This window comes from Phenylobacterium sp. Root700, assembly GCF_001429025.1.
Classification (GTDB): Bacteria; Pseudomonadota; Alphaproteobacteria; order Caulobacterales; family Caulobacteraceae; genus Phenylobacterium.
The window spans coordinates 369,217-394,213 of the sequence record NZ_LMHT01000035.1; the positions used below are offsets into that span (position 1 = coordinate 369,217).

Here is a 24,997-nt window from a genome sequence, read left to right on the forward strand (position 1 = left end):
GGCGGTAAGCTCAAATGATATAGAAGTATATCATTTCAAGCCATGTGAGATCGCCTGATGAAGCTGTTGCGCGCCGCGACCCTGACCACGCCCGATCCCGAAGCCACCGCCGCGCGCTACGCCGAATGGTTCGACTACAGCGTCGTTGATCGCGGTGTGGTCGACGCCGGTCTCGCCGCCAGCTGGGGCTGCCCCGGTTCGGCTGGAAAAGCCTATGTCGTCGCCCAGCCGGCCTCCGGCGCCGACGTCTATCTGCGCTTCGTCCAGGGCGACGGGCACCCCGATTACCGGCCGCTGCGCACCTTCGGCTGGGCCGCCATCGAGATCTGCGTGCAGGACGTCCTGAAGGTGAACGAGCGCATGGCGCGCTCGCCGTTCGAGATCATCGGCCCGCCCAAGCAGCTCGACGGCATGCCCACGATCTTCCCGATGCAGGTGAAGGGCCCGGACGGCGAGATCGTCTACCTGACCGAGATCCGCGGCGACCTGCCGGCCTATGACCTGCCGCGCGCCGGGTCTGCGATCGACAAGCTGTTCATCCTAGTCATGGGCTGCTCAGACCTGCGGGCCTCGCTAGACTGGTTCAAGGACCATGTCGGCCTGGAGTTCGGCCGCGAGCTGGACATCATCTACACCATGCTCAACCACGCCTTCGACCTGCCGATGGACCACAAGCACACCATCGTCACCGGGGTGCACGAACGCGACGTGTTCCTGGAGTTCGACCAGTATCCGCAAGGCGCCACGCCGCGTCCGGGCCCTGCCGGCGAGCTGTCGCCGGGCATCGCGCTCTGCACCCTGAAGCATCCCGACTTCGACAGCGTGAAGGGGCCGTGGATCAGCCAGCCCGTGCGCCGCGACGGCCCGGTCTATGGCGGCGGCCGCGTCGGAACCCAGCGCGCGCCGGACGGAACCCTGGTCGAGATCGTCGAGATCGTCTGATGACCGTTCACAACGAGGTGGTGCTGGCCCGGCCCGTCACCGCCAAGCCCGGCGCCGGCGACTTCGCGGTCGTCGAGCGGAGGGCCCCGAACATCGGCGAACGCGAGATCCTGGTCCGCGTCGCCTACCTGTCGCTCGATCCCTATATCGGCTCGCGCCTGCGCGGAAAGCACATGGGCGAGCCCGCCCCCGCGCCCGGCGAAAGCCTGCCCGGCTTTTGCGTGGGCGAGGTGGTCGCCTCCCGCCATCCCGACTTCGCCGTCGGCGATCATGTGGTTGGCGAATGCGGCTGGAGCGAGCTTGGCGTCATGGCCGGCGACCAGGCCCGCAAAGTCGATGCGAGCCTGCCGCTGTCGGCCCATCTCGGCGTCCTCGGAATGCCCGGCCTGACCGCCTGGGCAGGCGTGACCCAGCTCGCCAAGGTGACCGCCGGCGACGTGTTCCTGGTCGATGCGGCGGCCGGCGCCGTTGGGGGCGCAGCGGGCCAGATCGCCCGCAACCTCGGCGCGCGCGCAATCGGGATCGCGGGCGGGGCGGCCAAGTGCGACCTGGTCCGCGGCGCCTACGGTTTCGAGGCGTGCGTCGACTACAAGCAGCCCGGCTGGCAGGACGCCGTAAAACTCGCCTGCGAGCGCGGCCCCAGCGTCCACTTCGAGAATGTCGGCTTGTCCGTGCTGCAATCGGTCATGCCGATGCTGCGCGACTATGGGCGCGTCGTGCTCTGCGGACTGGCCGAGCACTACCAAGTTGAGGGACCGCCGGCCTCGCTGCCGATCGGCGCCATCATCGGGAAACGCGCCCAGATGCTGGGCCTCGTCGTCTATGATTTCTATCCCCGCCTGGACGAGTGGCTCGCCCTCGCCACGCCTTGGCTCGCCGAGGGGCGGCTGACCTATGTCGAGGACGTCGCAGGCGGTCTCGCCGCCGCCCCCGCCCATTTCGAGAAACTGATGGGCGGCGACAACATCGGAAAATCCATCGTGAAAGTGGCGCCATGAGCCCGACCCGACATTTCGCCCAGGTCGACGGCCGCCGGGTCCACTATCGGCGCTGGGGCGAAGGCCCGGTGGTGCTCGCCGTCCATGGCTCGCCGCAGTCCTCACGCGCCGTGGCCAACCAGGCCGCCGCCTTCGCGGCCCGGGGTCTTTGCGTGATCGCGCCGGACACCCCCGGCAATGGCCTGTCCGATCCGCTCCCCGGCGAGGCGCCGAGCACCGAGGACTACGCCAAGGCGCTGATCGCCTTCGCCGACGAACTGGGGCTGGGCCGCGTGGGCTTGTATGGCTTCCACACCGGGGCTTCGAGCACCTGCGGGTTCGCGGCCCTGGCGCCAGGCCGGGTCAGCGCCGTGGCTTTCGACGGCCTGCCCTGCTGGACGAACGAAGAGCGCGCCGAGTTGCTGGCCAACTATCTCACGCCCTTCGCCCCCACCTGGGACGGCTCGCACATGGCCTGGCTGTGGGCGCGCCTGGAGGAGCAGACCGTGTTCTTCCCCTGGCATCAGCCGACGCCGGCGGCCCGCATGGACTACGACGTCGCCCCGGTCGCGGCCCTGCACGCCAACGCCATCGACTTCCTGGACGCTGGGGACGCCTATCGCGCGCCCTACGCCTCGGCCTTCAGCTTCCGGCCCGAAGACTGGCTGGCCCGCATTACAGCGCCGATGTTCCTGGGCGTGACCGGCGGCGACCCGCTTCGGGTGCATCTGACGCGCGGGCCGCTCGCGCCCCTGCCCTCGTCGGTGTTCGAAACCCAGGCCGAGTTGATCGAGGCGGCCGGCGTTCACCTTGCGGCCCATCCTGGCGATGTCGCCCCGCCTCCCAAACCAGCGGGCGTAGCGCCTGACGGGCTAAGCCGCGGCTTCGCCTCCGCCGGTGGAAAGGCGCTGGCCTGGCAGGGCCGCCTCGCAGGGGACGGACGGCCGCTGGTCTTGCTGCATGAGGCCGGCGGTTCGAGCGAAACCTTCGCCCCGGCCCTGGCGACGATCGGCGACAGACGTCCTGTCGCGGCGTTCGATCTGCCCGGCCACGGGGCCTCGGGTGACGACTGGCCGACCGCGCCGCAGACCGTGGAGGCGCTGGCCGATGTCATCGCCGCCGCCTGCCAGGCCCTGGGGTGGTCGGAGTTCGACGTCGCCGGGCTGCACCTCGGCGGCCAGATCGCGGCCGAGTTGGCCCGCACCGGCCGCGCCAAGAGCGCCGCGACCCTGGGCGTAGCCCGCTACTCGCCCGAGGAAGCCCAGCGTCTGATCGCCGAGGGCGCGCCCTCGCTGACCGCGGAATGGGACGGCGCCCACCTGGTCCGTGCGATCCGCATCGCCCGTTGGGAGCGGCTGTTCCACCCCTGGTTCCAGCGAGATCGGGCCCACGCCCGGCCGCAAGGCGATCTGGACCCGGCGGCCGTCCACGCGCGAGCCGTCGCGCTGCTCAAGGCCAATGAGCGTTGGGCCAGCGCCCTGCGCGCCCAGGCCTCCTACGCGTTCACCGCGCCGGCGGGCCTCAAGGTCTTCGCCGTGGCCGATGACGCCCTGTCGACGCCCGCGGCCATCGCGGTGCTGGGACTGCCCGCCACCGCCTTGCCAGCCGATCCGGCCAGCTGGGCCGAGGTCCTGGCCGACCTCTAGATCCGGGAAATCGGCAAAGAAAAAGGGCGGCGATGGCATCCATCGCCGCCCTATCTATTTGAGCCGTCTGGCCTGCGATCAGGCCGGCTTGGCGTCGGCGATCTCCTCGGCGCGCGCCACCGCCTCGGTCACCGTCACCGGCTCGAACTTGCGATAGCGTCCCAGGCAGAGCAGCAGCACCGCCCCGATCAGGAACAGGGCCGCCGACATCAGCAAGGGCTGCGCGTAGGAGCCGCTCTTGTCGTAGGCCATGCCGAAGACGACCGGACCGATGCCCGCGCCCAGGGCGAAGAAGCCATAGAGCGAGCCATAGATGCCGCTGTAGCTCTTCATCCCGAAGTAGCGCGCCACCAGGAAGGCCATCAGGTCATATTCCACACCGGCCGCGAAACCGATCATGATGATCGTCACCGCCGCCATGGTCGCGTCGATGTGGCCCTGGGCGATGATCCAGCAGGCGATAGCCGGCGCCGCCAGCATCACGAAGGCCACGCCGGGCGCCCAGATGCGGTCGATCAGCCAGCCGCCGATGATCCGGCCGGCGATCACCGACAGACCGATCAACGAGGCCAGGGTGACGACCTGTTGTCCGGCGAAACCCGCCGACTTCAGGATGTTCTCCATGTTCGGGATCGGCCCGCCGACCGCGAAGGAGATCGGGATGAAGGCGAAGGCCAGCACCCAGAAGCGCCACGTCCGCAGCGCCTGGCCAAAGGTCAGGCCGGGCGACTGGGCCCGACGCGCGACCTCGGCGGCCCTGCGCTCGGCGGCGCTCTCAGTGGCCGCGCCGACGTCGCGGAAGCAGAAGAAGGCGATCGGCCACGAGATCAGCAACGGCAGGGCGCCCAGCACGACATAGGCCGTGCGCCAGCCATAGTCGTTGATCATCCATGCGATCAGCGGCTTGGCCATGTAGCCGAACAGGCCGGTCCCCAGCAGGGCCAGGCCCAAGGCCAACCCCTTGCTGACGTCGAACCAGTTGTTGACCGCCCGCGTCCAGGTGATCGGCAAGGTGCCCGCCCCGGCGACCGCGACCAGCACCCAGCTGGCGTAGAACAGCTCGATCGAACCGTTGCCGAGCGCGAAGGTCATGAAGGACAGGCCAAACAGCGGCACCGAGATCAGCACCACCTGACGAACCCCGATGCGGTCGGCCAGTAGGCCGATCAGCGGGCTGGCGATCAGGACCGCGGCGGTCATGATCGACAATCCGCCCATCATCTGGGCGAACCCCCAGCCGAATTCCTTGGCCAGTTCCGGCGCCAGCGAACCGAGCGAATAGAACGGCAGCGGAGAGAGGCCGAGGCCAATGCCCAGCATCGCCGACATGACGATGGGCCAGCCCTTCTTGAACTCGCCTGCACCTTTAGCGTCCGCCGCCATCCCCCGTCCTTTCAGGGCCTACGTTGAGGCCCGGCAATTGATATAACTCTATACCATTTGCGCTTGGTCGCGGCCCTCTGGCAAGCGACGTTTGTCGAACCGTCACGCGAGATGGTGCGGCCCTTTCGCGCCGGGCGGACGAAGAGCCCGGCGCTCAAAAACCAGGCGCCTAGATGACGCCCTTGTCCGCCATGCCCTCGATCACCCGGCGTTGGCGGGCCGAGTACCAGGCCGGATCGGGCGTGATCACCGCGCCCGCCGCGTCGAGCAGGCTGTTGCGCGGCTGGATGTCGACAGAGCCATAGGCGTCGGCCCAAAGCGCCATCGGCTGACGCGACAGGATGTTGGGCATGCCCGGCCGGCGGCGGTAGCGCCGCAGCCCCTCGATGTCGATCTCGGCATAGGCGGCCATGCTCTCGCCGTAGCCGGCCTCGGCCAGCACGAGGCCATGATAATCGACGACCTTGGACGCCGAGGCCGTGGAGGCGGCGGGAATGGCGATGTTCTCGATCGAGGCGCTGTTGGCCGAAACCACATAGGCCAGGTTCTCGATGGCGCGCGCCTGCTTGGCGATGTTCTTCGGGGTCGGCAGCGTGCTCGACACCTCGCTGGACGAATGCAGGAACACCTCGGCCCCGCGCACGGCGTGGGCGCGGGCGATCTCCGGATAGAGGATCTCCTCCGACGCGATGGCCGACATCCGGCCAAGCTCGGTGTCGGCGACCGGGAACAGGGCGTCCTTGCCATAGGCTGAAACGTAGCGATCGTAGACGTCGTAGGGGCTCGGCGCGAACAGCGACACCAGCCGGCGATAACGCAGCACGACCTTGCCGGCCGGCTCGATCAGGAACGAGGTCTGGAAGTAGAGCCCGGGGAAATGCGGGTCGCGCTCATAGGCGTTGCCCGACAGGAAGACGTCGGCGGCCTTCGCCACCTTGCCCAGCGCCTGGTACTCGGGCCCGTCGATCTCGAGCGCCGCCTTTTCCGCCCAGACAGCGGCCGCCTCGCCCATCGGGAAGCCGGTCAGGAAGTACTCCGGCAGGACGACCAGGCGAACGTCCGGACCGATGAACCGCTTGGACGCCTGGATCTGCGCGGCGATCCGATCGATCGTGGCCAACATCCGCGGACGGGCCTCGGCGGCGTCACGAGCGTTGTTGACCGCAAAGCAGGTGGTCTGCAGGGCCAAGGCGATGTAGGGCGGAATTGACATAATCTCGATAGACCAATCTGGACTTATTGTTATACCATTCTATCGTTCATCCACTCCCAGTGGCAACACAGCCAGAGGTCGTTAAATGGATGCAACCACTTGGTCGGGTCGGCTCGATCCGTCCCTGCTAGACGCCAGCCTGCCCACCCCGCTCTATCATCAGATCTATCTGGTGCTGCGCGAGAACATCCGCTCCGGCGCGATCAGCTCGGAGTCGACGTTCCCGGGCGAGCAGGAGATGGCGAAGATGTTCAACGTCTCGCGGATCACCGTCAAAAGGGCGCTGAACGACCTGGCCTCTGACGGCCTGGTCAGCCGCCACCGTGGCCGAGGCACCATCGTCGCGGGCGGTTCGACCATCCCGATGGTCAAGGGATCGTTCGATACGCTGATCGAGAGCCTGCACATCATGGGCCTCGAAACCGAGCTCGAACTGCTCGATGTCACCGATGTTCCCGTCGATGACAGCGTCGCCCAACACCTGGGCGTAGAGCCCGGAACCCAAGTGCAGCGGGCGATTCGACGCCGCAAGCTGCAGAACGAGCCCTTCTCCCACCTCGTCACCTATGTGCCGATGGAGATCGCCAAGCGCTATTCGATCAAGGACCTGGCCAGCACGCCGATGCTGACCCTGCTGGAGCGGGCCGGGCATCCGGCGCTGGAAGCCGAGCAGTGGATCACGGCGGTCTCGGCCGACCCCCTGGTCAGCGCAGCGCTCGGCGTCTCGGTCGGGTCGCCGCTGCTGAAGATCGAGCGAGTGATGCGCGGCGCCAAGGGCGAGCCGGTCCAGGTGATCCACGGTCACTACCGACCCGACCGCTTCCAGTACCATGTGAAGACCCATCGGCGGCGTGCTCCGGTCAGCGGCGGCGGTCCTGCAACCTGGCGCGACGAGAGCTGATTTCCGGCCGCGGCATAATCGCGCTTGCGCCGAGCTCCCATTCCAAATGATATAAAGATAGATCATTTGGAATGGGAGGCACCGAGCCCTCGTGGTACTCGCCGTCATAACGCTTCTGCACGTCCTGGTGTTCGTCTACTGGCTGGGCGGCGACCTGGGCGCGTTCTACGCCTCCACCATCCTCACCGATAAGAAGCAGCCGGTTCCGGTCCGCGCGACCGCGGCCAAGGTGCTTGAAAACATCGACATGTCGCCGCGTACGGCGCTGATCCTCACCCTGCCCACCGGCCTGACCCTGGCCCTCGCCAAGGGCTGGATCGTCGCGCCGGGCGCGCACGCCGCCCTCGCCGCGGTCTGGATCATCGCGCTGGCCTGGCTCGCCATCGCCTGGAAGATCCACCTCAGCCACCCGCCGGCGGGCAGCCCCGTGCGCCGCATCGACCTCGCCATCCGTGCGATCCTGATCCTCGCCCTTATCGGTGCGGCGGTGATCGGCGGCGTGGGGTCGATCGAGTTTCCGCTCTTTATCCGTCTGAAGTTCGCCGTCCTGGCCACCGCCATCGCCGCGGGCCTGATGATCCGCCGTGTCCTCGCCCCCTTCGGTCCCGCCTTCGTGCAGATGGTGACCACGGGCGCGACGCCGGAGACCGACGCCGCCATCTCCCTCGCGCTCGCGAAGGGTCGTCCTGTCGTCCTTGGCCTGTGGGCGCTGCTGCTGATAGCGGCGCTGCTGGGCCTTGCGACCCCGCTCTAAGGAAAACCTCGATGCCCGATGATCTGACCCAAGCCTCGCTGGCCGACACCCTTCGCAAAGCCCTCGGCGCTGATCGCGTCGCCACCGACGAGGCCACCCGCGACCTGTTCTCGCAGGACATCTGGTCGAAGGCGCCGGCCATGGCCGAACTGGTGGCTGCGCCCGCCGACACCGCCGCCCTGGCGCAGGCCGTCAAGGCCGCCAGCGCCCAGGGCTATGGCCTGGCGATCCGTGGCGGCGGCATGAGCTACACCAACGGCTACGTCCCGCAACAGACCCGGGCCGTCGTGCTCGACCTGGCGCGTATGGACCGCGTGCTGAAGGTGGACGCCGAGGCCATGACGGTCACCGTCGAAGCCGGCTGCACCTGGAAGACCCTGCTTGAGACCTTGAAGCCGCTTGGCCTGCGCACCCCGTTCTGGGGACCGCTGTCGGGGATCACCTCGACGGTCGGCGGCGGCCTTTCCCAACTGAACGCGATCTTCGGATCGGGCCACTACGGCACCACCAGCGAGAGCGTCGTCGGTCTGACCGTGGTGCTCGCCGATGGCGAGATCCTGCGGACCGGCGCGGGGTTGGACACCCCCTTCTACCGCCACTACGGCCCGGACCTGACCGGCCTCTTCTGCGGCGATTGCGGCGTGTTCGGCGTCAAGGCTGAGATCACCCTGCGCCTGATCCGCGCCCCGAACGCCGAGGCCTACGCCTCGTTCGGGTTCAAGGACCGCTCCAACTGCGTAGCGGCCATGGCCGAGATCGCCCGCTCGGGCCTGGCCTGCGAGATGTTCGGCTTCGATCCCTCGCTCGCCCGCGCCCGCCTAAAGCGCGCCTCGCTGATGGCTGACGTCAAGACCCTGGGCAAGGTCGTCGCCAACCAAGGCTCCCTGTTCAAGGGCGTCAAGGAAGCCGCCAAGATCGCCCTGGCCGGCCGCTCCTTCGTCGGTGACGAGGAATACTCCGTCCACATGGTCTTCGAAGGCCGCAGCGAGGCCGCCGTCGAGGCCGACCTCGCCGCCGCCCGGCTGGTGGTCAAGAACGCCAGCGGTTCGGAGATCGAGAACACCATCCCCAAGGTGATCCGCGCCCAGCCGTTCACGCCGCTGAACAACATCCTGGGGGCCGGCGGCGAGCGCTGGGTGCCGGTGCACGGCATCGTCTCCCTGGCCAAGGCCGACCGCGTCTATGCCGAGATCGAAGCCTGGTTCGAGAGCCTGAAGACCGAGTTCGAGCGCGAAGGCGTCGAGACCAGCTTCATGCTGACCACCATGTCGACCAACGGCTTCCTGATCGAGCCGGTGTTCACCTGGCCCGAGGCCCGCAACGCCATCCACGACGCCACCATCGAGCCGGGCATGCTGTCCAAGCTGGAAGTCTTCGCGAGCAACCCGGCGGCGACGGACGTGGTCGCCAAGGCTCGGCTCGGCGTGATCGACATCTTCGTCCGCAACGGCGCGGCCCACTTCCAGATCGGCCGCACCTATCCCTATCGCGAAAGCCGCGACGCCGCCTCGGTGGCGCTGCTGGATGCGGTGAAGGCGACCCTGGACCCCAAGGGGACCCTGAACGCCGGCGGCCTCGGTTTCGCCCGATGAGCGGCGGCAGCGTTTTCCACGCGCGCAACCCGCGCACCGGCGAGCAGGACTACAGCTTCGCCGTCCCAACGCCGGTCGAGATCGACGAAGTCGTCGCCCGCGCCCGTGCGGCGCAGGTCGCCTGGACCGCCGCCGGCTTCGCCGCCCGGATCGAAACCCTGCGCGCCTTCGGCCGCGAGCTCGTGGCGCGTAAGGCTCAGATCGCCGCCGCCCTGGAGATCGACACCGGCCGGCGGCGGATCGCGGCCATGGAGGTCGACAGCGTCGTCGGCTCCATCGAAGGCTGGGCGGCCATCGCCCCCACCCTGCTGCCGGAGGGTTGGACTGCAGGGCGCGGCATGCCCGACGTGCGTCACGCGCCGCAGTGGGCGCCCTACGCCCTGGTCGGCGTGGTCAGCCCGTGGAACTTCCCCCTGCTGCTCGGCATGATCGACGCCATTCCGGCTCTGGTCGCCGGTTGCGCGGTGATCGTAAAGCCGTCGGAGGTGACCCCGCGCTTCGCCGCGCCCGTCATCGAGGCGATCAACGCGGTTCCGGGCCTGGCCGACCTGCTCGCCATCCTGCCGGGCGACGGCCCCGTGGGCCAACAGATCATCGACCGTGTCGACTGCGTCTGCTTCACCGGCTCGGTTCCGACCGGCCGCAAGGTGGCGGTCCAGGCCGCCTCGCGCCTGATCCCGGCCTTCCTCGAACTTGGCGGCAAGGACCCGCTGATCATCCTGGAGGGGGCCGATCTGGACGCCGCGTCCGACGCCGCCCTGCGCGGTTCGGTGCTCTCCACCGGCCAGGCCTGCCAGTCGATCGAACGCATCTATGTCGCCCGGCCGATCCACGACGCCTTCGTCGCCAAGCTGGTCGAGAAGGCCAAGGCCGTTCGCCTCAACTGGCCCGACATCAGCCAGGGCGAGATCGGCCCGATCATCTTCGATCGCCAGGCCGACATCCTCGCCGGCCAGATCGCCGACGCGCTGGCTAAAGGCGCGCGCGTCCACACCGGCGGGAGGATCGAGACCCACGGCGGCGGCCGTTGGCTGCTGCCCACCGTCCTGACCGACGTCACCGGCGACATGGCGGTGATCTGCGAGGAGACCTTCGGCCCGATCCTGCCGGTCATCGCCTTCGACACAGTCGACGAGGTCGTGGGCTTGGCGAACGACAGCGAGTACGGGCTGTCGGCCGCTGTGTTCGCGCAGACGCCGGAGGCCGCCGAGGCCGTCGGTCGCCGCCTGGAGGCCGGCGCCGTCAGCCTGAACGACGCGGCCCTGACGGCCCTGTTCTTCGAAGCGGCCAAGCAGAGCTTCAAGGCCTCAGGCCTTGGCCCCTCGCGCATGGGCGCCGATGGCCTGCAGCGGTTCTTCCGCCGCAAGGCGCTGATCGCCAACACCGGACGCCCCATCCCCATCTCGGCCTTCCGCGAGGAAGGCTGAAACCCAAGCCCAGGTAAGGTTTCATGAAACACAGAACCGTCGAAGGCACGATCGCCTACACCTCCAAGAAGCCCGAGATGCTCGATGTCCAGCGCGGCGTGGAGCACTTCCGCTTCACCCGTCACGGCGACGGCAAGGTCACGCTGCGGGCCTATTGCGAGATCGAGGAACCGGCCCCCTCGGTCCAGCGCGACATCGTCTACTCGCTGGACGAGAACAAGAAGCCGATGGACTGCCACATCCGCCTGACCGTCGGCGATGAGTTCATGGGCTCGGGCTGGTTCCGTTTTGGTCCCGGCTTCGTGGAATGCGAATCCTACGGTCCGGCGATCGGCCGCCTGTCGCAGCGGATGGAGCTGCCCGACGCCATTGACGGCATGGGCACCCATCCGGTCGTCGCCGACGGCTATCTGCTGTCGCTGCAGGACTGGACTCCGGGTCAACGCCGGACGCTGAACCTGATCCTCCCCTCGCCCGATCACCGCGGCGCCTCGCCGCCGATGATCGCGCCGGTGAGCATCGACGCCCTCTATGTGGGCCCAGAGGAGATCACGGTGAAGGCCGGGACCTTCGCGGCCCGCCACTTCCAGTTCATCGACGACGGCGGCAGCGGCATGGCCGGCCAACACCCGGCCTATGACGTCTGGATCACCGACGACGAAGACGGCGTCATGCTGCAAGGCGGCGTCGGCGGCTACATGCAGACCTGGTACGAACTGGTCAGCCTCAAGCGCTGACGGAAGACCAGGGCGGCGGGGTGAGCCCCGCCGCCCTGCCCGCCTATTTCCAGCGGCTCTTGTCCTTCAGGTATCGCAGAGCGTCCTGCCCGTCGCTGGGTTGGTAGGTCGAGAACAGCCCGGCCGGGTAACGGCTGCGATAGGCGTCATACTCCCGAACATACAGCTCGGTGTGGATGTTGGGCTGGCGATGGCGGGCGCGGAACGCCGCGATCGGGATCCGTGCCTCTACCGGCGTCTCCATCACGCTGTTGGCCTCGGCCAGCAGTTCGCCCTGCGGCCCGTAGATGGCCGAGGCGCCGGCGCCGCCCGAATCCTCGAAGAACGCCCCGTTGTCCGGCGACACCGCGTTGTTGCAAACCGCGGTATAGACGCCGTTGTAGAGCGACGTGACCTGGATATCGGGCCGGCTGAAACCGCCGGTCGCGGTGCGCAGGATGACCTCCGCCCCCTTCATCGCCAACGCCCGGAAATACTCCGGCTCACGCTGCAGCGAGCTGGTGGCCAGGTTGCCGAGCGGGGTGCGGATCACCGGGACCACGGCGTCCCAGCCATACATCTCGACATACTGGTCCAGCACATCGTGGACCGTGGTGGTGAAGAGCTCAAAGCCCTGGAACACGCCCTTGATGTTGCGGGCCTTCCAGTCACGCGCGACAATCTCGCCCTTGTCGTTCATCACCGTGGTGATCGACAGCAGATGGCCCGGCCAGGCCGGATCGCGGGCGTAGGAGCCGAACACCAGCCAGCAGCCGTACTGGCGCGCCTTCTTGGCCAGTTGCTCGGTTTCCGGGCCAGGGATGTCGATGGCCACCCGCATGGCCTGCTTGCGGTCCCAGCTGTCGTCCCAGCCGGTGATCGGGAACTCGTGGAAGAACAGCAGGTCCTTCTTGCCGCCCCAGGATTGGGCCGCGTCGATCAGGAAGCACATGTGCTCGACGTTCGAGCGGCGCTTCTTCTCGGGATTGGCCGCGTCGACCGGCATCACCCGGCTCTGCACGACGCCCAGTGTCCAGGCGTCCACCGCCAGCGGCACGGTCTCGTAGGTTCCATCGGTGCGCTGGCTGCTTTGGCGTGGGGCGGCCCCGACCGGAGCGGCCAGGGTCGGCGTGGCGGCCAGGCCCGCGGCGGCCGCAGCCCCCATCCCCGCGCCAAACAGCGTCCGACGCGACAGTTTCTTGTCTTCGTCCATCAATTCCCTCCCAGGAAAGCACGCAAGAAAACGCCGCCGTGGAGTGGGTCCACGGCGGCGCTTGGATGGTCTAGTTCTTAGTAGTTGTACTTGAGGCGCAGCGTCACGCGGCGCGGGTCGTTGTAGTAGCCGACGCCGAACAGCGACGAGGTCACATAGTACTCGCTGGTGCAGTTGGCGCATTCCAGCGCCGCCGTCCAATGGCCGTCATTGGTGCGGAAGGCCACGCCCAGATTGACCATGGTCGAGGCCGGGGTCTTGGCGAACGGCACCGTCACTGGCGTCGTTCCGCCGAACGGGATCGCCGTCAGCAGGCCGCCGTCGTTGTAGCTGCTGCTCCAATAGGACTGCGAGTAGCTGAGCGACCCGTTGAAGTTCACCGCGCCGTCAAGCGACGGCACGTCCACCTTGTAGGTCGCGCCCAAGGTCGCCTGGACGTCGGGGAAGCGAACCGGGGTGTCACGCTCGGTGGTGCAGTTGATCGGTTCCGGATTGTTCGAGCAGGGGATGTTGCCCGCCGCGCCGCCGAAACGATCTGGCACGTTCACGTACTTGCGCTTGGCGGCCGAGGCCGTGGCGAAGACGTCGAAGTTGCTGTTGACCGAAGCTGACGCCTCCAGCTCCAGGCCCGTCGCACGCAGGTCGCCGGAATTGCGGGTCACGAAGCTCGTGCCGCCGGTGCCCGACAGCAACTGCAGGTCTTGGACCTCTTCGTGGTAGATCGTCGCGTTGACCCGCAGACGATTGTCCAGCCAGTCGGTGCGCGCGCCCAGTTCGTAGGACCAGGCCTTTTCAGGACCAAAGATGGTCACCGCATTGACGTTGGTGACGCGCGTATTCCAGCCGCCCGACTTGAAGCCGTTGGTCACCGAGGCGAAGACCATCTTGTCGTCGTCGATCTTGTAGGCCAGGGCGACCCGCGGCGTGAACCGGCTGATGCTCTGTTCCAGCGGGATGCCACGCGCGGCGACATTGGCCGAGGTCGGACGCAGGTTCGGCGCTGGCAGGGCCACGATCACGCCGGCCGGGTACGAACCCTTCGCGGCGTCGAAATAGGCCAGATCCTTCTTCTCGTGCGTGTAGCGACCACCGACCGTCAGGGTCAGGGCGTCGGTGACCTTCACGTCGCCCTGGGCGTAGATCGCCGCCGAGGTCGTGTTGTTGCGCATCACCCAGTCCGTCAGCAGACGGCCGAAGTAGTCAATCTGCGAGGTCTTGTTGGTCTCGTCCATATAGAAGGCGCCGGCGACCCAGTTCACGCGGTCGGTTTCACCCACCAGCTTCACTTCCTGGGTGAACTGATGGTTGGTGACCTTATCGACCATCGTATAGCCGCCACGCGGCGCGGCGGCGTTCAAGAAGTCGATCGCGAACGACTGATCGGTCGAGCGATAGCCGGTGATGAAGTTCACCTTGGCCCAGCTCAGGTCGTATTCCAGGTTGGACGTCAGGCCGCCGGTCTGAACTCGGGCGCAGGAGCCCGTCGAGTTCTTCAGGAAGTTGTCGATGACGTTCTCGTCGCACTTGCCGACGCGCAGGCCGGTGCGGCTCTTGTACTTCGGATCGACCGGGCTGTAGCCCAGCGTGGTCTTGGCCTGATCGATGTAGTCGAGCGAGATGTCCCAGCGGATGTTCTCGGTCGGAAGCAGGGTGACCGCGGCGCGAACGCCCTTGGCGTCCTCGCCGTTGATCTTCTCGTTGGTGGCGAGGCTGCGGCCAAAGCCGTCATCGTCAACCTTGAAGGCCGAGAACTTGGTCAGCACCGTATCGCTGATCGGAACGTCGACCGATCCACGGATCATGGTGTGGTTGAAGGTCCCGTACGAGCCTTCGACGAAGTAGCCGAACTCGCTGGACGGCTTGCGGGTGGTGATGGCGACCGCGCCGCCGGTGGTGTTGCGGCCAAACAGCGTGCCTTGCGGCCCGCGCATCACTTCAACGCCGGCGACGTCGAACAGCGACACCGCGTTGGCGCTTTGGCGCGCGAGGTAGATTTCATCGACATAGGTCGCGACCGGCACGTCGAACGAAGCGATTTGCTCAGTGGAGCCCAGGCCGCGGATGTAGAACATCAGCGCCGAGCCGGTGCCGGTGTTCAGACCGCCGGTGACGCTGGGCGTGAAGCGCGCCAGATCGGTGGTGTCGCGCAGCTGCACGGCCTCGATCATCTTGGGGCTGAACGCCGAGACGGCGAGCGGCACATCCTGCAGATTTTCGGATTTCCGCTGGGCGGTGACGACGACTTCTTCGACTTGCGGCGCGGGCGCCTGGCTTTGAGCCAGGGCGGGCGACGCCGCGGCTAGGCTCAACAATGAGACGCTGAGATAAAGCTTGCTACGGACGACCATGAAACTCCCCGAATTATTGTGCGTCCAACTCATGTGGTCGCGACGATCTCCGACTTGAACGATTGATATATGTTTATATCATTTGCAAGCCTTCCCCTGCGGATGGGCGGCTTTAGATGACGAATTCGAGACGCTTGCGGTTTTCGCGCACAGGGCGCCCAAACCACCGGCAAGGCGAAAGTGACCGCGCGCGCCTGATCTGGCGGGCCCATGTCGGGGATAGATGGAGTTGAAAATGGATGAGACGCTGCGGTTTGAACCGACCATGGTCCGCGAAAACAAGACTGCGCGAGAGCTCTATGAGGCGGTGAAGGCCAATCCGGCCCGGGCCCGCTTCGGCTTTGGCGAGAAGCTGGCGGTGGTCAATGTCGACTTCCAGCAGGGCTATACCCGGCCCGACCTGTTTCCGAAGACCGCCTATGTGACCGATCCCGACCAGATCACCTGGACCAACCGCATCTCGACGGCGGCCCGGGCCAAGGGCATGCCGGTGATCTGGAGCCATGTCGCCTACAAGGCCGACGCCGGGGACGCCGGCGTCTGGGGCACCCGCACCGACACCCCCGACAGCCTGCAGAACATCAAGTACGAGAGCGAGCGCCACGCCTTCGATCCGCGGACGCAGATCGACCACGCCGTCGACTTGGTGTTCACCAAGCGGATGCCCTCGGCGTTCTTCGAGACCCAGCTGGCCAGCTACCTGGTCTGGCACAAGGTCGACACGGTGCTGGTCACCGGCGGCTCGACCTCGGGCTGCGTGCGCGCCACCGCCATCGACAGCCTCAGCCACGGCTATCGCACCATCGTCGCCGAGGAGTGCGTGGCCGACAAACACGAGAGCTATCACTACGCCAACCTGACCGACCTCCAGCTCAAATACGCCGACGTCGTGAACGCCGCCGAAGTCCTGGCCTGGCTGGAAGCGCGCTGAAGATAGTCCGAGGCGCGGGCGAAACCCGCGCCTCGGCGCTCCCTACCCCTTGGCGGCGTCGGCGATCTCGGAGGCCGTCGCCGTCCAGGTCCGAGCGTCCCCTGCCAGCCCGGCGAGAATCCGCCGCAGGGCGTGGATCCGGAACGGTTGCCCTGTCACATAGGGCGTCAGGGTGAAGCCAAGTACGCGCCCGCCGAAGCGGTCGGCCTCGGAGTTCAGATAGTCGGCGGCCTCCAGAATCTGGCCCGCCCACTCATCCTCCGTCTGGCGGCGATCCAGCAGCAGGCTGCGGTCGTCCAGTTCATTGGACAGCGGCACGGCGGAAACCTCGCCAGCCTGCGTCCGCATCCGCACCGGGACCTCGTCCTGTTCCCAGTCCAGGCAAACATCGAAGCCAGCCTCGGCGATCAGATCCAAGGTGGCGAACGACTGCTGCCGCGCCGGACTCATCCAGACGCGTGGCTTGAGGCCAGCGGCGTCGAAACGCTGGCGGACCTCGGCGACCCAGGCCGCCTCGACATCCTGCTCCAGCCCGCCCCAATGGATGTGGTCGGTGGAGAGGCCATAGGCGGCGATCTCATGGCCGTCGGCGACGATCGCCTCGATCAGGGGCCGTAGCCGCTCGAGCTGATTGGCGTTGACCGGGAAGGTCGCCTTGAGGCCGGCGGTCTTCAGTTCCTTGAGGATGCGGAACACGCCGACCCGCAGGCCGTAGTCGCGGGTCGTGTAGTGGCGCAGGTCCGGATAGGGCGTGACCATGGCGCCCGGATGCTTGAACGGCTTGCCGGTCGGGTTGAGCATGTGATGCTCGATCGGCACGACGATCATGGCCGCCAGCGTACGGCCCTGCGGCCAGGCGATCGGCGGGCGGGCGCCGCAGGTGCGCCAGTCATAGCGCTTCTGGTCCATGCCATAGGCGCGATGCGGATAGGTCAGGTAGGTCTCAGGCAACGACATTGGCGAACCCCTTTCCACCGGTCGCCAGTCCACGGCGCGCGACGTCGCCCACGGCCTGGTCCCAGTAGTGCTCTCGGTAGTGCCCGGCGATCTCGGCCGCCGTGGTGATCCAGATGTCGTCGGCGTGGCTGGAGATGTGCTTCAGGGCTTCCTCGAAAGCCCGCAGCCGGTGCGGCTGGCTGACCAGATAGGCGTGCAGCGGGATGCACATCACCGTGCCGCTGGCCTCGGCCTCCTCGAGAAGTTGGTCGAAGTGGCGCTTGAGGACGTCGGCGTAACGCCAGGGGCTCATGGCCTGGGCGCCGTAGGTGATGACGTCGTTGACCTCGAGCGAATAGGGCATCGACAGCAGCTTGCCCGAGGCGGTTTTCAGCGGCTGCGGCTGGTCGTCCTGGAACAGGTCGCAGGTGTACCAGAAATCGTACTCGGCGATCAGGTCGAAGGTCCGCTCGGTGTGGGTCAGCGCCGGGGCCAGATAGCCGCGGATGCGCTGGCCGGTGGCGGCCTGGACGGTGCGGATCGAGTCCTCGATCACCGCCCGCTCCTGAGCCTCGTCCATGCCGTAGCTGTAGCGGGTGTTGTAGATCCCGTGACTGAAGAACTCCCAGTTCCGCGCCACGCAGGCTTCGATGATCTCGGGGTGGTGGTCGATCAGGCCGACCGACAGCGAGATCGAGCCCCGCATCCCGTACTTGTCCATCAGCTCCATCAGCCGCCAATGGCCGACCCGGTTGCCCCAGTCGCGCTGCGAATAACCGACCACGTCCGGGGTCGGCTTGGGCCAGCCCGGCCGCTGCGGGTTCACCGGCGGGTCGTACTCGTAGAACTCGATGTTCGGGGCGATCCAGAAGGCCAGCTTCTTGCCGCCCGGCCACACCACCTTGGGCCGGTCCCGATAGGGCCAGTAGTCGTACAGGTTGGGGTCGGAATGCACGCGTAGTTCCTTACTCTGCAGGCTCGTTCGCGGCGGGGTCGTACTGCGCCCCGTGCGCGATGATTTCATCCAGCCCGATCCGGGCGTTGACCCCGGCCAGATCGATCATCCGATCGGCGAAGGGCTTGGTGGCGCCGTGCGTCTTTAAGGACGCCAGGAACTCCTCGACCACCGGGATCACCGCCCGGACGATGGCGCCGGGCGAGATCACCAGCTGGAAACCGAGCTCGCTCAACTCATCGAGGTTGAACATCGGGGTCCGCCCTCCCTCGACCATGTTGGCGATCAGCGGCGCGCGGCCGCCGACCGCCTTGACCACCGTCTGCATCTCCTGCCGGGTGCGCGGCGCCTCGACGAACAGCACGTCGGCGCCGGCTTCGAGGTAGGCGGACGCCCGGTCCAGCGCCGCGTCCATGCCCTCGACGGCGATGGCGTCGGTCCGGGCGATGATCAGGGTGTCGGTGCTACGCCGGCCGTCGGCGGCGGCCTTCACCTTGCCGATCATCTCGGCCATCGGAACGATGCTCTTGCCGGCCAAATGCCCGCAACGCTTGGGGAACGACTGGTCCTCGATCTGCACAGCGGTTGCGCCGCGCTGCTCCAGCACCCGCACCGTGCGCTGAACGTTCAGGGCGTTGCCATAGCCGGTGTCAGCGTCGACGATCAGCGGCAGGCTGGTGCGCTCGCGCATCCGCCCCACCACGTCGGCGACCTGATCGAACGCCACCAGTCCGATATCGGGCCGGCCAAGCTGGGTGTAGGCGATCGCCGCCCCCGAGACATAGATCGCCTCAAACCCCGCCTGCTCGATCAGCAAGGCCGTCAGCGCGTCGTAGGCGCCGGGCGCCAGAACCGCCGGCGCCCGCGCGAGACGCTGCTTGAAACTCTCGGTCATTCAGGAACTCCAGCGCCGCGTATCGACAACCGGCGCTTCAAATGCGGCATGAGCCCACCGTCGCGGATCATCGCCATGAGGTGGGACGGGATGGGCGCGACGTCGTAGCCGCGCGCCTGGGTCAGGTTCTCGACACGGCCCGCCTCCGGGTCGATCGACAATTCGTCGCCCGCCTCGATCTCGCAGGCGAGCGGCAGGATGATCGCCGGCAGGCCGAGATTGATGGCGTTGCGGTAGAAGATCCGCGCGAATGAGACCGCCAGCACCGCGCTGACGCCCAGCAGCTTGAGCGAGACCGCCGCCTGCTCGCGCGACGAGCCCAGGCCGAAGTTTCGCCCCGCGACCACCACGTCGCCGCGGCGAACGACCGCGGCGAAGGACGGGTCGATCGCCTCAAGGCAGTGGCGTGCCAATTCCTCGGGCGGCAGCTTCATGGCGTAGCCGGGCGCGAGCAGATCGGTGTCGATGTTGTCGCCGAACAGGAACGCCCGCCCCATCAGCCGGCCTCTGACAGCAAGCGGCGCGGGTCGATGATGGAGCCCGCGACCGCGGCGGCGGCGACCGAATAGGGCGAGCCCAGATAGACGCTAGCGCCGGCATGCCCCATGCGCCCCTGGAAATTGCGGTTGGTCGAGGAGATGCAGACGTCGCCGTCGGCCAGCAGTCCCGCGCCCATCCCGGCGCAGGCGCCGCATCCTGAGGGCAACAGGGTGGCGCCGGCCGCCATCAAGATCGCCAGAGTGCCGTCCCCAGCGGCGGCTTCCGTAGTCTTCGATGAGGCCGGCGCGATCAACAGGCGAACACCCGGCGCGATCTTGCGTCCGTGAAGCACCTCGGCCGCCATGTGCAGGTCGCTCAGTTTCGCCCCGACACAGGCCCCGATATAGGCCTGCTCGATCCGCACGCCGTCGAAGCTGGCGGCCGGGCTGGTGTTGTCGGGGGAATGCGGAGCGGCGATCTGCGGCTCCAGGGCCGTGGCGTCGAACCGGTGAACCGCGCAATATTTCGCGTCGGGATCGGATGCGACGGCGCGAGCCGCGGCCTCGTCGATCACCGGCGCGCCGCGCTCGGCCAGATAGGCGAAGGTCACGTCGTCGGGCGCGATCACCCCGGTGTCCGCGCCTAGTTCAGCGGCCATATTGCAGAGCACCATCCGCTCGGCCATCGACATCGACGCCACCGTGTCGCCGCCGTACTCGATCGCGCGGAAGGCGTTGTCGAGGCCAAGCTCCCGGCACAGGAACAGCATCACGTCCTTGGCGGTGACGCCGCGCATGAAGGCGCCCGACCACTCGACCCGGATCGTCTCGGGCACCGAGAGCCAGGTCTCGCCAGTGGCGATGATCGCCGCCATGTCGGTCGCGCCATAGCCCGCCGCATAGGCGCCGAACGCCCCGGCCATCGGCGTATGGCTATCGCCGCCGGCGATGAAGGCGCCTGGCCGGATCAGGCCGTGCTCGGGCAGGACGAGATGGCAGATGCCGGCCATGTCGAAGAAGTTGGCGACCCCATGCTCGCGGGCGAACTCGCGGGTGAGCTTGAGGATCTCGGCCGACTCAGCGTCGACCGCCGGCGCATAGTGGTCCGAGACGATGGCGACCTTGGCCGGGTCCCAAACGCCGGCGCCAAGCTCGGCCAGCATCGGCTTCCAGCGACGTGGCCCCGAGGAGTCGTGAGCGAAGGCCAGGTCGACGCGCGCGGTCACGATGTCGCCAGCGCGAACCGACGTCTTGCCGGTCGCCCTTGCGATCACCTTTTCGACCAGCGTGGCTCGCCGCCGCATGACACCGCCTTCGAGAGTTCCGTCCCGGGGATCTCTTGAGCGCCGTTCGCGCCAAAAGATATAATCTTATATCATTTTATAATACGCTGGAGCGCAAGCGCCAGAGGCGCCTCACCCGGCGATTTGCTCGATCAGGGTCAGTTCCAGGCGTGAGGGCGCCGCCCGGCGACGCTTCATCAGGATCAGGTCGGTCGACCAGCCCTCGTCTCCGAGGTCGCGATAGATGACTCCTGGCCATTCCGCCACGATCGACCTGGGCAAGATGCAGAGCAGCGTCTCACGCGCGATGATGTTCATAGCGTAGACCAGCGAGGTCGTGGTGGTCTCCGACACCGGACTGGCCATCCCACAGGCCTTGAACGCTTGCTCGATGGTCGTCTCCAGCACCCCGGCCTTGGGGCCCCACAGCCACTTGGCGCCTTCCAGATCCGTCAGACGAACCGCCGGCTCAAGCAGCGTGTGACCGGCGCAACCGGCGATCACCCATCGCTCCTGGCCGATCACCTGGGCCGAGACCAGCGGATCGGGCGGCTCGACCGAGGCCGCCACCGCCAGATCGAGTTCGCCCGCGAGCAGCGAGCGGGTGAACTGCATCTCCAGTCCGCTCTGGACGTCTAGCCGCACGCCGGCGTGAGCGGCCTGGAAGCGGCCGATCCGGCGGCCGATCTCGCCCGCCGCCGCGATCGGACTTAGCCCCACCACCAGGGACGCCGGCCCTCGCCCCGTCAGTTCGTCGATATCCCGGCGCAGGTGTCCCGCCTCGGCCAAAATCGCGCGGGCGCTGTCCATCAGCCGCACCCCGACCCGGGTCGGGGCCACCCCTTTCGGCGTCCGCTCGATCAGCCGCGCGCCCATCTCCGCCTCCAACCGCGCGAGGCTTTTCGACAGCGCCTGCTGGGTGACGCCCGCCGATTGCGCGGCCTTGGTCTGGCCGCCGGCCTCGACGATTGCGACGAAGTGCTCGAGTTGGCGAAGGTCCATCCGACCCTACAACCATGTTTTGTGCATTTTGACAAAAGGGCGTTGGTCGGACCATCCGCCGAACCTCAGGTTCCCCGTCAAAGGGAGACCATTCATGAAGAGCTTGGGCGCGGTTCCGCATTGGGACTTCGAAACCGACATCCTGATCTGCGGCTTCGGGGCCGCCGGCTCGTCGGCCGCCATTGAGGCGCGCGACCTGGCGCCGGACGCCGACATCCTGATCATTGAGAAGGCGACCGAGGCCCGGTCCGGCGGCAACGCCCGGGTGTCGGGCCAGTCGCTGCTGATCTCCAAGAACGCCGAAGCCCTGGCCCGCTACCAGCGCACCATGTCGGTCGCCAACCCGATCCCGGAAGACATGCTTCTAGAGTGGGCCGAGCGGATGACCAAGCTGGAGCCGTGGATCAAGGCCCGCGCCGCCGAGGCCGGCCAGGAGTTCCTGCGCGGCACCGGCTTCACTGAACGCGAGGCGGTGCTGGAGTTCCCCGACCTGGGCGCCGCCGAGGCGGTCGCCTACACCGCCACCATCCTGCCGATCCCGTCGGGCGTCTGGAAGGCGCTGAAGGCCAATGTCGACAAGCGCGACGTGCGGGTCATGTACGAGACCCGGGCCATGCGCCTGGTCCAGAACGTCGAGACCCTCGAGGTGCTCGGCATGATCATCGAGACGCCGCAGGGCCGCCAGGCGATCAAGGCCCGCAAGGGCGTGATCATGGCGGTCGGCGGGTTCGAGAACGACCTGCAGATGCAGCGCGACTATTACGGCCTCTCCGACGCCTTCCCGCTGGGCTCGCCGACCAACACCGGCGATGGCCTGCGCATCCTTCAGCGCGCCGGCGCCCAGATGTGGCACCTGCGCAACCAGGGCCAGTCGGGCGGCGTCTGGCCGGGGCTGAAGATCCCCGCCTACGAGACTGTTTATCTGCGTAATTTCCTGCTGCCCGCCTTCTCGTGGATCGACGTCGATATCGACGGCAAGCGCTTCTATCCAGAGACCAACGAGCTGCAGCTCACCCACTACAAGGAAAAGCGGCACGGCCGTTACCTGGACACGCCCCTGCCCTATGCCGGGCCGGTCCACATGATCTTCGATGAAACCACGCGGGCGGCCGGCAAGCTGGTGATGGAGGTGATGACCTGGAACGCGGTGGTCGAGGACTACGAGTGGTCCGAAGAGAACGTCGCTGAGGTCGAGGCCGGCTGGATCGTCAAGGCCGACACCATCGGGGAACTGGCCGCCAAGATCGGCAAGTCGCCGGACCAGCTCATCGCCACGGTGGCGGCCTGGAACCAGTCGTGCGCCGAGGGCGAGGACAAGGCCTTCAGCCGCCGTCCCGACACCCTGTCGCCGATCACAACTGGCCCGTTCTACGCCGTCGACATCAAGCCGGCGATCGTCTGCACCGGCGGCGGCGCCAAGCGCACCATCGACGGCCACGTCCTTGGCCACGACGACAGGCCGATCCCGCGGCTGTTCGAGGCTGGCGAACTCGGTTCGATGTTCTCCGACCTCTACCAGAACGGCTCCTATCTCACCGAAGCGATGATCTCGGGACGGGCGGCCGCGGCCAGCGCCCTGGCGCTGAGCCCCTGGGACGCCGACGGCGGGGAGGCCTGATCCCATGCTGGTGAAAACCCCGGCGATCAAGCTGGCGGTGGAGATCCGCGAGGTCGGCGTCGCCGGCGAGCGGATCACCTTCTCCGGCGTCGCCAACGCCATGCCCTGCACGGTCGAGATGTCGCCCGCCGAGATGCTGGTCCTCGCCCGTTCCGCGATGCGCCCCGCCATCCTCAAGATGCTGGTCGCCGCCCTCTTCAAGTCACGCAAGTCGGAGACCGCCTGATGGCCAGCCTTCAATCGATCAAGACCTGGGATCTCGAACTGGACGTGGCCGTGGTCGGCTTCGGCGTCGCCGGCTGCGTCGCGGCGGTGGAGGCGGTGGAAACGCGGACCGACGCCAAGGTGGCGATCTTCGAGAAAGCGACAGAGGCCCGCTGCGGCGGCAACAGCCGCGTGTCGGGCCAGGCGCTGTGGATCGCTCGTCCCGACCAGCTCGAGGCGGTCATCGCCTATCAACGCAAGCTCAACCAGCCGAACCCCATCTCCGAGGAGCTGCTGCGCACCTGGGCGCAGGCCCTGGTCGAGCTGGAGCCCTGGATCCAGGCCAAGGCGGCGGAGGTCGGCGGCGACTACAGCGAGGGCATGGGCTGGACCGACCTCAAGACCATCGTCGAATTCCCCGAACTCGGCGCCGAAGAAGCCATCGCCTACAATTCCACCATCAAGCCCAATCCGTCCGGCGTCTGGCGCACCTTCCGCGACCATGTCCTGCGCCGCCCGGAAATCGCCCTGCACTATGAAAGCCCCGTCGTGGACCTCATCCAGGATCCTGACAGCGGCGAGATCTTCGGGGTGATCGTCGAACAAAACGGCCGGCGGCTGGCGGTTCGCGCCCGCGGCGGCGTGATCCTGGCCTGCGGCGGTTACGAGGCGAACGCCGAGATGCAGCGCAACTATTGGGGCGCGGACCGCATCCTGCCGCTGGGCTCGCCAGCCAACACCGGCGACGGCGTGCGCATGTTGCAGAAGGCCGGGGCCAAGCTCTGGCACATGCGCAACTTCACCCAGTCCAGCGGCAACTGGCCGGCGATCAAGGTCGACGGCTATGACGCGGCCTTCCTGCGCGCGGTGGTCATGCCTGACGGCGGCTGGATGGAGATCGGGGCCGACCACAAGCGGTTCTACGACGAGGGCTATCACCACCGCCTGCGGCACTACCATCAGGACGAGAACGGCCGCTGGCAGGACGCCCCGCACTGGCGGACCTTGCCCGTCCACATGATCTTCGACGAAACCACCCGGACGGCCGGGCCGATCATCACCTCGCTGATGACCTGGAACACGGTGGTCGAAGGCTATGAATGGAGCGCCGACAACAGCGCCGAGGTCGAGAAGGGCTGGATCGTCAAGGCCGACACCATCCAGGACCTGGCCCGCCTGATCGGCCGACCGGAAGCCGCGCTCGCTGAGGCTCTAGCGGCCTACAACGCCGCGGCCCAAGGCGAACTGCCCTGCCCGTTTGGACGCGACACAGCCTCGATGCGGCCCCTGCAGGGCCCGTTCTACGCCGCCGAACTGGTGCCCGGCGTCATCTGCTCAACGGGCGGCGGCGAGCGGAACGGCAAGGCCCAGGTCATCGGCCAGGACGGCCTCCCAATCACCGGCCTCTATGAAGCTGGCGAACTCGGCTCGATCTTCTCCAACCTCTACCAGAACGGCGCATTCCTGACCGAGGCGATGATCTTCGGCCGGATCGCCGGCCGCGAGGCTGCGCTCCGATAGGGGCGCGGGATCGGCCGACAGCCCAAACCTTGGAGGCCAATGGCCTCCAAGGTGAGCGCGC

General features: G+C 67.4%; 22 protein-coding genes. 12 read left to right on the forward strand and 10 right to left on the reverse strand.

Annotated elements, in window-relative coordinates:
• Window positions 1-57 precede the first annotated feature (57 nt).
• The 3 genes from ASE02_RS21505 to ASE02_RS21515 are packed head-to-tail and all read left to right on the forward strand — an operon-like array spanning window position 58 to window position 3,565.
• Window positions 58-942, forward strand: coding sequence for a hypothetical protein (locus tag ASE02_RS21505; RefSeq protein WP_056737260.1), 885 nt, complete (start codon window positions 58-60; stop codon window positions 940-942).
• The gene (locus ASE02_RS21510; protein WP_056737262.1) at window positions 942-1,940 is read left to right on the forward strand and encodes an NADP-dependent oxidoreductase; all 999 of its coding nucleotides are present in this window, start codon (window positions 942-944) and stop codon (window positions 1,938-1,940) included. The genes ASE02_RS21505 and ASE02_RS21510 overlap by 1 nt, the downstream gene beginning before the upstream one ends.
• Window positions 1,937-3,565: an alpha/beta fold hydrolase gene (locus ASE02_RS21515; protein ID WP_056737264.1), complete on the forward strand. Its 1,629-nt coding sequence runs from the start codon at window positions 1,937-1,939 to the stop codon at window positions 3,563-3,565. Before ASE02_RS21510 ends, ASE02_RS21515 begins: the two co-directional genes overlap by 4 nt.
• A gap of 78 nt (window positions 3,566-3,643) precedes the next feature.
• Here ASE02_RS21515 and ASE02_RS21520 read toward each other — a convergent pair whose 3' ends face one another.
• Together ASE02_RS21520 and ASE02_RS21525 are read right to left on the reverse strand one after the other, a co-directional pair.
• Window positions 3,644-4,948 (reverse strand): MFS transporter, encoded by a 1,305-nt coding sequence (locus ASE02_RS21520; protein ID WP_056737266.1) that lies wholly within the window; start codon window positions 4,946-4,948, stop codon window positions 3,644-3,646.
• 169 nt (window positions 4,949-5,117) lie between these two features.
• Complete coding sequence (locus ASE02_RS21525) at window positions 5,118-6,161, reverse strand: nitrilase-related carbon-nitrogen hydrolase (RefSeq protein ID WP_056737268.1); 1,044 nt, start codon at window positions 6,159-6,161, stop codon at window positions 5,118-5,120.
• Window positions 6,162-6,246: 85 nt separating this feature from the next.
• On the opposite strand from ASE02_RS21525, the gene ASE02_RS21530 reads away from it, so the two are divergent.
• The 5 genes from ASE02_RS21530 (at window position 6,247) to ASE02_RS21550 (ending at window position 11,572) form a co-directional block, all read left to right on the forward strand.
• On the forward strand, window positions 6,247-7,062 hold the full coding sequence (locus tag ASE02_RS21530; protein WP_082602265.1) for a GntR family transcriptional regulator: 816 nt from the start codon (window positions 6,247-6,249) through the stop codon (window positions 7,060-7,062).
• A gap of 91 nt (window positions 7,063-7,153) precedes the next feature.
• Window positions 7,154-7,816, forward strand: coding sequence for a hypothetical protein (locus ASE02_RS21535; RefSeq protein WP_056737270.1), 663 nt, complete (start codon window positions 7,154-7,156; stop codon window positions 7,814-7,816).
• Between the two features lie 11 nt (window positions 7,817-7,827).
• A complete protein-coding gene (locus ASE02_RS21540; RefSeq protein WP_056737272.1) occupies window positions 7,828-9,408 on the forward strand; it encodes an FAD-binding oxidoreductase in 1,581 nt (526 codons plus the stop codon).
• On the forward strand, window positions 9,405-10,835 hold the full coding sequence (locus ASE02_RS21545; protein ID WP_056737274.1) for an aldehyde dehydrogenase family protein: 1,431 nt from the start codon (window positions 9,405-9,407) through the stop codon (window positions 10,833-10,835). The genes ASE02_RS21540 and ASE02_RS21545 overlap by 4 nt, the downstream gene beginning before the upstream one ends.
• 23 nt (window positions 10,836-10,858) lie before the next feature.
• The gene (locus tag ASE02_RS21550; RefSeq protein WP_056737276.1) at window positions 10,859-11,572 is read left to right on the forward strand and encodes a hypothetical protein; all 714 of its coding nucleotides are present in this window, start codon (window positions 10,859-10,861) and stop codon (window positions 11,570-11,572) included.
• Window positions 11,573-11,615: 43 nt separating this feature from the next.
• Here the strand turns inward: ASE02_RS21550 and ASE02_RS21555 are convergent, their stop codons facing one another.
• Both ASE02_RS21555 and ASE02_RS21560 read right to left on the reverse strand, forming a co-directional pair.
• Complete coding sequence (locus ASE02_RS21555) at window positions 11,616-12,764, reverse strand: nitrilase-related carbon-nitrogen hydrolase (protein ID WP_056737278.1); 1,149 nt, start codon at window positions 12,762-12,764, stop codon at window positions 11,616-11,618.
• Window positions 12,765-12,841: 77 nt separating this feature from the next.
• Window positions 12,842-15,112, reverse strand: a complete 2,271-nt coding sequence (locus tag ASE02_RS21560; RefSeq protein ID WP_056737280.1) for a TonB-dependent receptor — start codon at window positions 15,110-15,112, stop codon at window positions 12,842-12,844.
• 235 nt (window positions 15,113-15,347) lie between these two features.
• On the opposite strand from ASE02_RS21560, the gene ASE02_RS21565 reads away from it, so the two are divergent.
• Window positions 15,348-16,043, forward strand: a complete 696-nt coding sequence (locus ASE02_RS21565) for an isochorismatase family protein (RefSeq protein ID WP_056737282.1) — start codon at window positions 15,348-15,350, stop codon at window positions 16,041-16,043.
• 42 nt (window positions 16,044-16,085) lie between these two features.
• Here ASE02_RS21565 and ASE02_RS21570 read toward each other — a convergent pair whose 3' ends face one another.
• The 6 genes from ASE02_RS21570 to ASE02_RS21595 all read right to left on the reverse strand — a co-directional run bounded on the left by ASE02_RS21570 (window position 16,086) and on the right by ASE02_RS21595 (window position 21,593).
• On the reverse strand, window positions 16,086-17,000 hold the full coding sequence (locus ASE02_RS21570) for a polysaccharide deacetylase family protein (RefSeq protein ID WP_056737284.1): 915 nt from the start codon (window positions 16,998-17,000) through the stop codon (window positions 16,086-16,088).
• Complete coding sequence (locus tag ASE02_RS21575; RefSeq protein ID WP_056737286.1) at window positions 16,987-17,934, reverse strand: polysaccharide deacetylase family protein; 948 nt, start codon at window positions 17,932-17,934, stop codon at window positions 16,987-16,989. Before ASE02_RS21575 ends, ASE02_RS21570 begins: the two co-directional genes overlap by 14 nt.
• 10 nt (window positions 17,935-17,944) lie before the next feature.
• Entirely contained in the window at window positions 17,945-18,829 is an 885-nt protein-coding gene (locus tag ASE02_RS21580) for an oxaloacetate decarboxylase (protein ID WP_056737288.1), read from the reverse strand.
• Window positions 18,826-19,326, reverse strand: a complete 501-nt coding sequence (locus ASE02_RS21585) for a 3-isopropylmalate dehydratase (protein WP_056737290.1) — start codon at window positions 19,324-19,326, stop codon at window positions 18,826-18,828. Before ASE02_RS21585 ends, ASE02_RS21580 begins: the two co-directional genes overlap by 4 nt.
• Complete coding sequence (locus ASE02_RS21590) at window positions 19,326-20,612, reverse strand: aconitase/3-isopropylmalate dehydratase large subunit family protein (protein WP_056737292.1); 1,287 nt, start codon at window positions 20,610-20,612, stop codon at window positions 19,326-19,328. The genes ASE02_RS21585 and ASE02_RS21590 overlap by 1 nt, the downstream gene beginning before the upstream one ends.
• Before the next feature lie 111 nt (window positions 20,613-20,723).
• Window positions 20,724-21,593: a LysR family transcriptional regulator gene (locus ASE02_RS21595; RefSeq protein ID WP_056737294.1), complete on the reverse strand. Its 870-nt coding sequence runs from the start codon at window positions 21,591-21,593 to the stop codon at window positions 20,724-20,726.
• Between the two features lie 94 nt (window positions 21,594-21,687).
• On the opposite strand from ASE02_RS21595, the gene ASE02_RS21600 reads away from it, so the two are divergent.
• The 3 genes from ASE02_RS21600 to ASE02_RS21610 are packed head-to-tail and all read left to right on the forward strand — an operon-like array spanning window position 21,688 to window position 24,936.
• Complete coding sequence (locus ASE02_RS21600; RefSeq protein ID WP_056737296.1) at window positions 21,688-23,211, forward strand: FAD-dependent oxidoreductase; 1,524 nt, start codon at window positions 21,688-21,690, stop codon at window positions 23,209-23,211.
• Between the two features lie 4 nt (window positions 23,212-23,215).
• Entirely contained in the window at window positions 23,216-23,437 is a 222-nt protein-coding gene (locus ASE02_RS21605) for a hypothetical protein (RefSeq protein WP_056737298.1), read from the forward strand.
• Complete coding sequence (locus tag ASE02_RS21610) at window positions 23,437-24,936, forward strand: FAD-binding protein (RefSeq protein WP_056737300.1); 1,500 nt, start codon at window positions 23,437-23,439, stop codon at window positions 24,934-24,936. The genes ASE02_RS21605 and ASE02_RS21610 overlap by 1 nt, the downstream gene beginning before the upstream one ends.
• The last annotated feature ends 61 nt before the right edge of the window (window positions 24,937-24,997 follow it).

Coding starts and splice junctions, on each gene's coding strand:
- ASE02_RS21520 (WP_056737266.1), bottom strand. CDS start 4,948: ATGGCGGCGGACGCTAAAGGTGCAGGCGAGTTCAAGAAGGGCTGGCCC.
- ASE02_RS21570 (WP_056737284.1), bottom strand. CDS start 17,000: ATGTCGTTGCCTGAGACCTACCTGACCTATCCGCATCGCGCCTATGGC.
- ASE02_RS21580 (WP_056737288.1), bottom strand. CDS start 18,829: ATGACCGAGAGTTTCAAGCAGCGTCTCGCGCGGGCGCCGGCGGTTCTG.
- ASE02_RS21525 (WP_056737268.1), bottom strand. CDS start 6,161: ATGTCAATTCCGCCCTACATCGCCTTGGCCCTGCAGACCACCTGCTTT.
- ASE02_RS21545 (WP_056737274.1), top strand. CDS start 9,405: ATGAGCGGCGGCAGCGTTTTCCACGCGCGCAACCCGCGCACCGGCGAG.
- ASE02_RS21555 (WP_056737278.1), bottom strand. CDS start 12,764: ATGGACGAAGACAAGAAACTGTCGCGTCGGACGCTGTTTGGCGCGGGG.
- ASE02_RS21590 (WP_056737292.1), bottom strand. CDS start 20,612: ATGCGGCGGCGAGCCACGCTGGTCGAAAAGGTGATCGCAAGGGCGACC.
- ASE02_RS21505 (WP_056737260.1), top strand. CDS start 58: ATGAAGCTGTTGCGCGCCGCGACCCTGACCACGCCCGATCCCGAAGCC.
- ASE02_RS21540 (WP_056737272.1), top strand. CDS start 7,828: ATGCCCGATGATCTGACCCAAGCCTCGCTGGCCGACACCCTTCGCAAA.
- ASE02_RS21605 (WP_056737298.1), top strand. CDS start 23,216: ATGCTGGTGAAAACCCCGGCGATCAAGCTGGCGGTGGAGATCCGCGAG.
- ASE02_RS21610 (WP_056737300.1), top strand. CDS start 23,437: ATGGCCAGCCTTCAATCGATCAAGACCTGGGATCTCGAACTGGACGTG.
- ASE02_RS21565 (WP_056737282.1), top strand. CDS start 15,348: ATGGATGAGACGCTGCGGTTTGAACCGACCATGGTCCGCGAAAACAAG.
- ASE02_RS21585 (WP_056737290.1), bottom strand. CDS start 19,326: ATGGGGCGGGCGTTCCTGTTCGGCGACAACATCGACACCGATCTGCTC.
- ASE02_RS21510 (WP_056737262.1), top strand. CDS start 942: ATGACCGTTCACAACGAGGTGGTGCTGGCCCGGCCCGTCACCGCCAAG.
- ASE02_RS21560 (WP_056737280.1), bottom strand. CDS start 15,112: ATGGTCGTCCGTAGCAAGCTTTATCTCAGCGTCTCATTGTTGAGCCTA.
- ASE02_RS21595 (WP_056737294.1), bottom strand. CDS start 21,593: ATGGACCTTCGCCAACTCGAGCACTTCGTCGCAATCGTCGAGGCCGGC.
- ASE02_RS21515 (WP_056737264.1), top strand. CDS start 1,937: ATGAGCCCGACCCGACATTTCGCCCAGGTCGACGGCCGCCGGGTCCAC.
- ASE02_RS21600 (WP_056737296.1), top strand. CDS start 21,688: ATGAAGAGCTTGGGCGCGGTTCCGCATTGGGACTTCGAAACCGACATC.
- ASE02_RS21550 (WP_056737276.1), top strand. CDS start 10,859: ATGAAACACAGAACCGTCGAAGGCACGATCGCCTACACCTCCAAGAAG.
- ASE02_RS21530 (WP_082602265.1), top strand. CDS start 6,247: ATGGATGCAACCACTTGGTCGGGTCGGCTCGATCCGTCCCTGCTAGAC.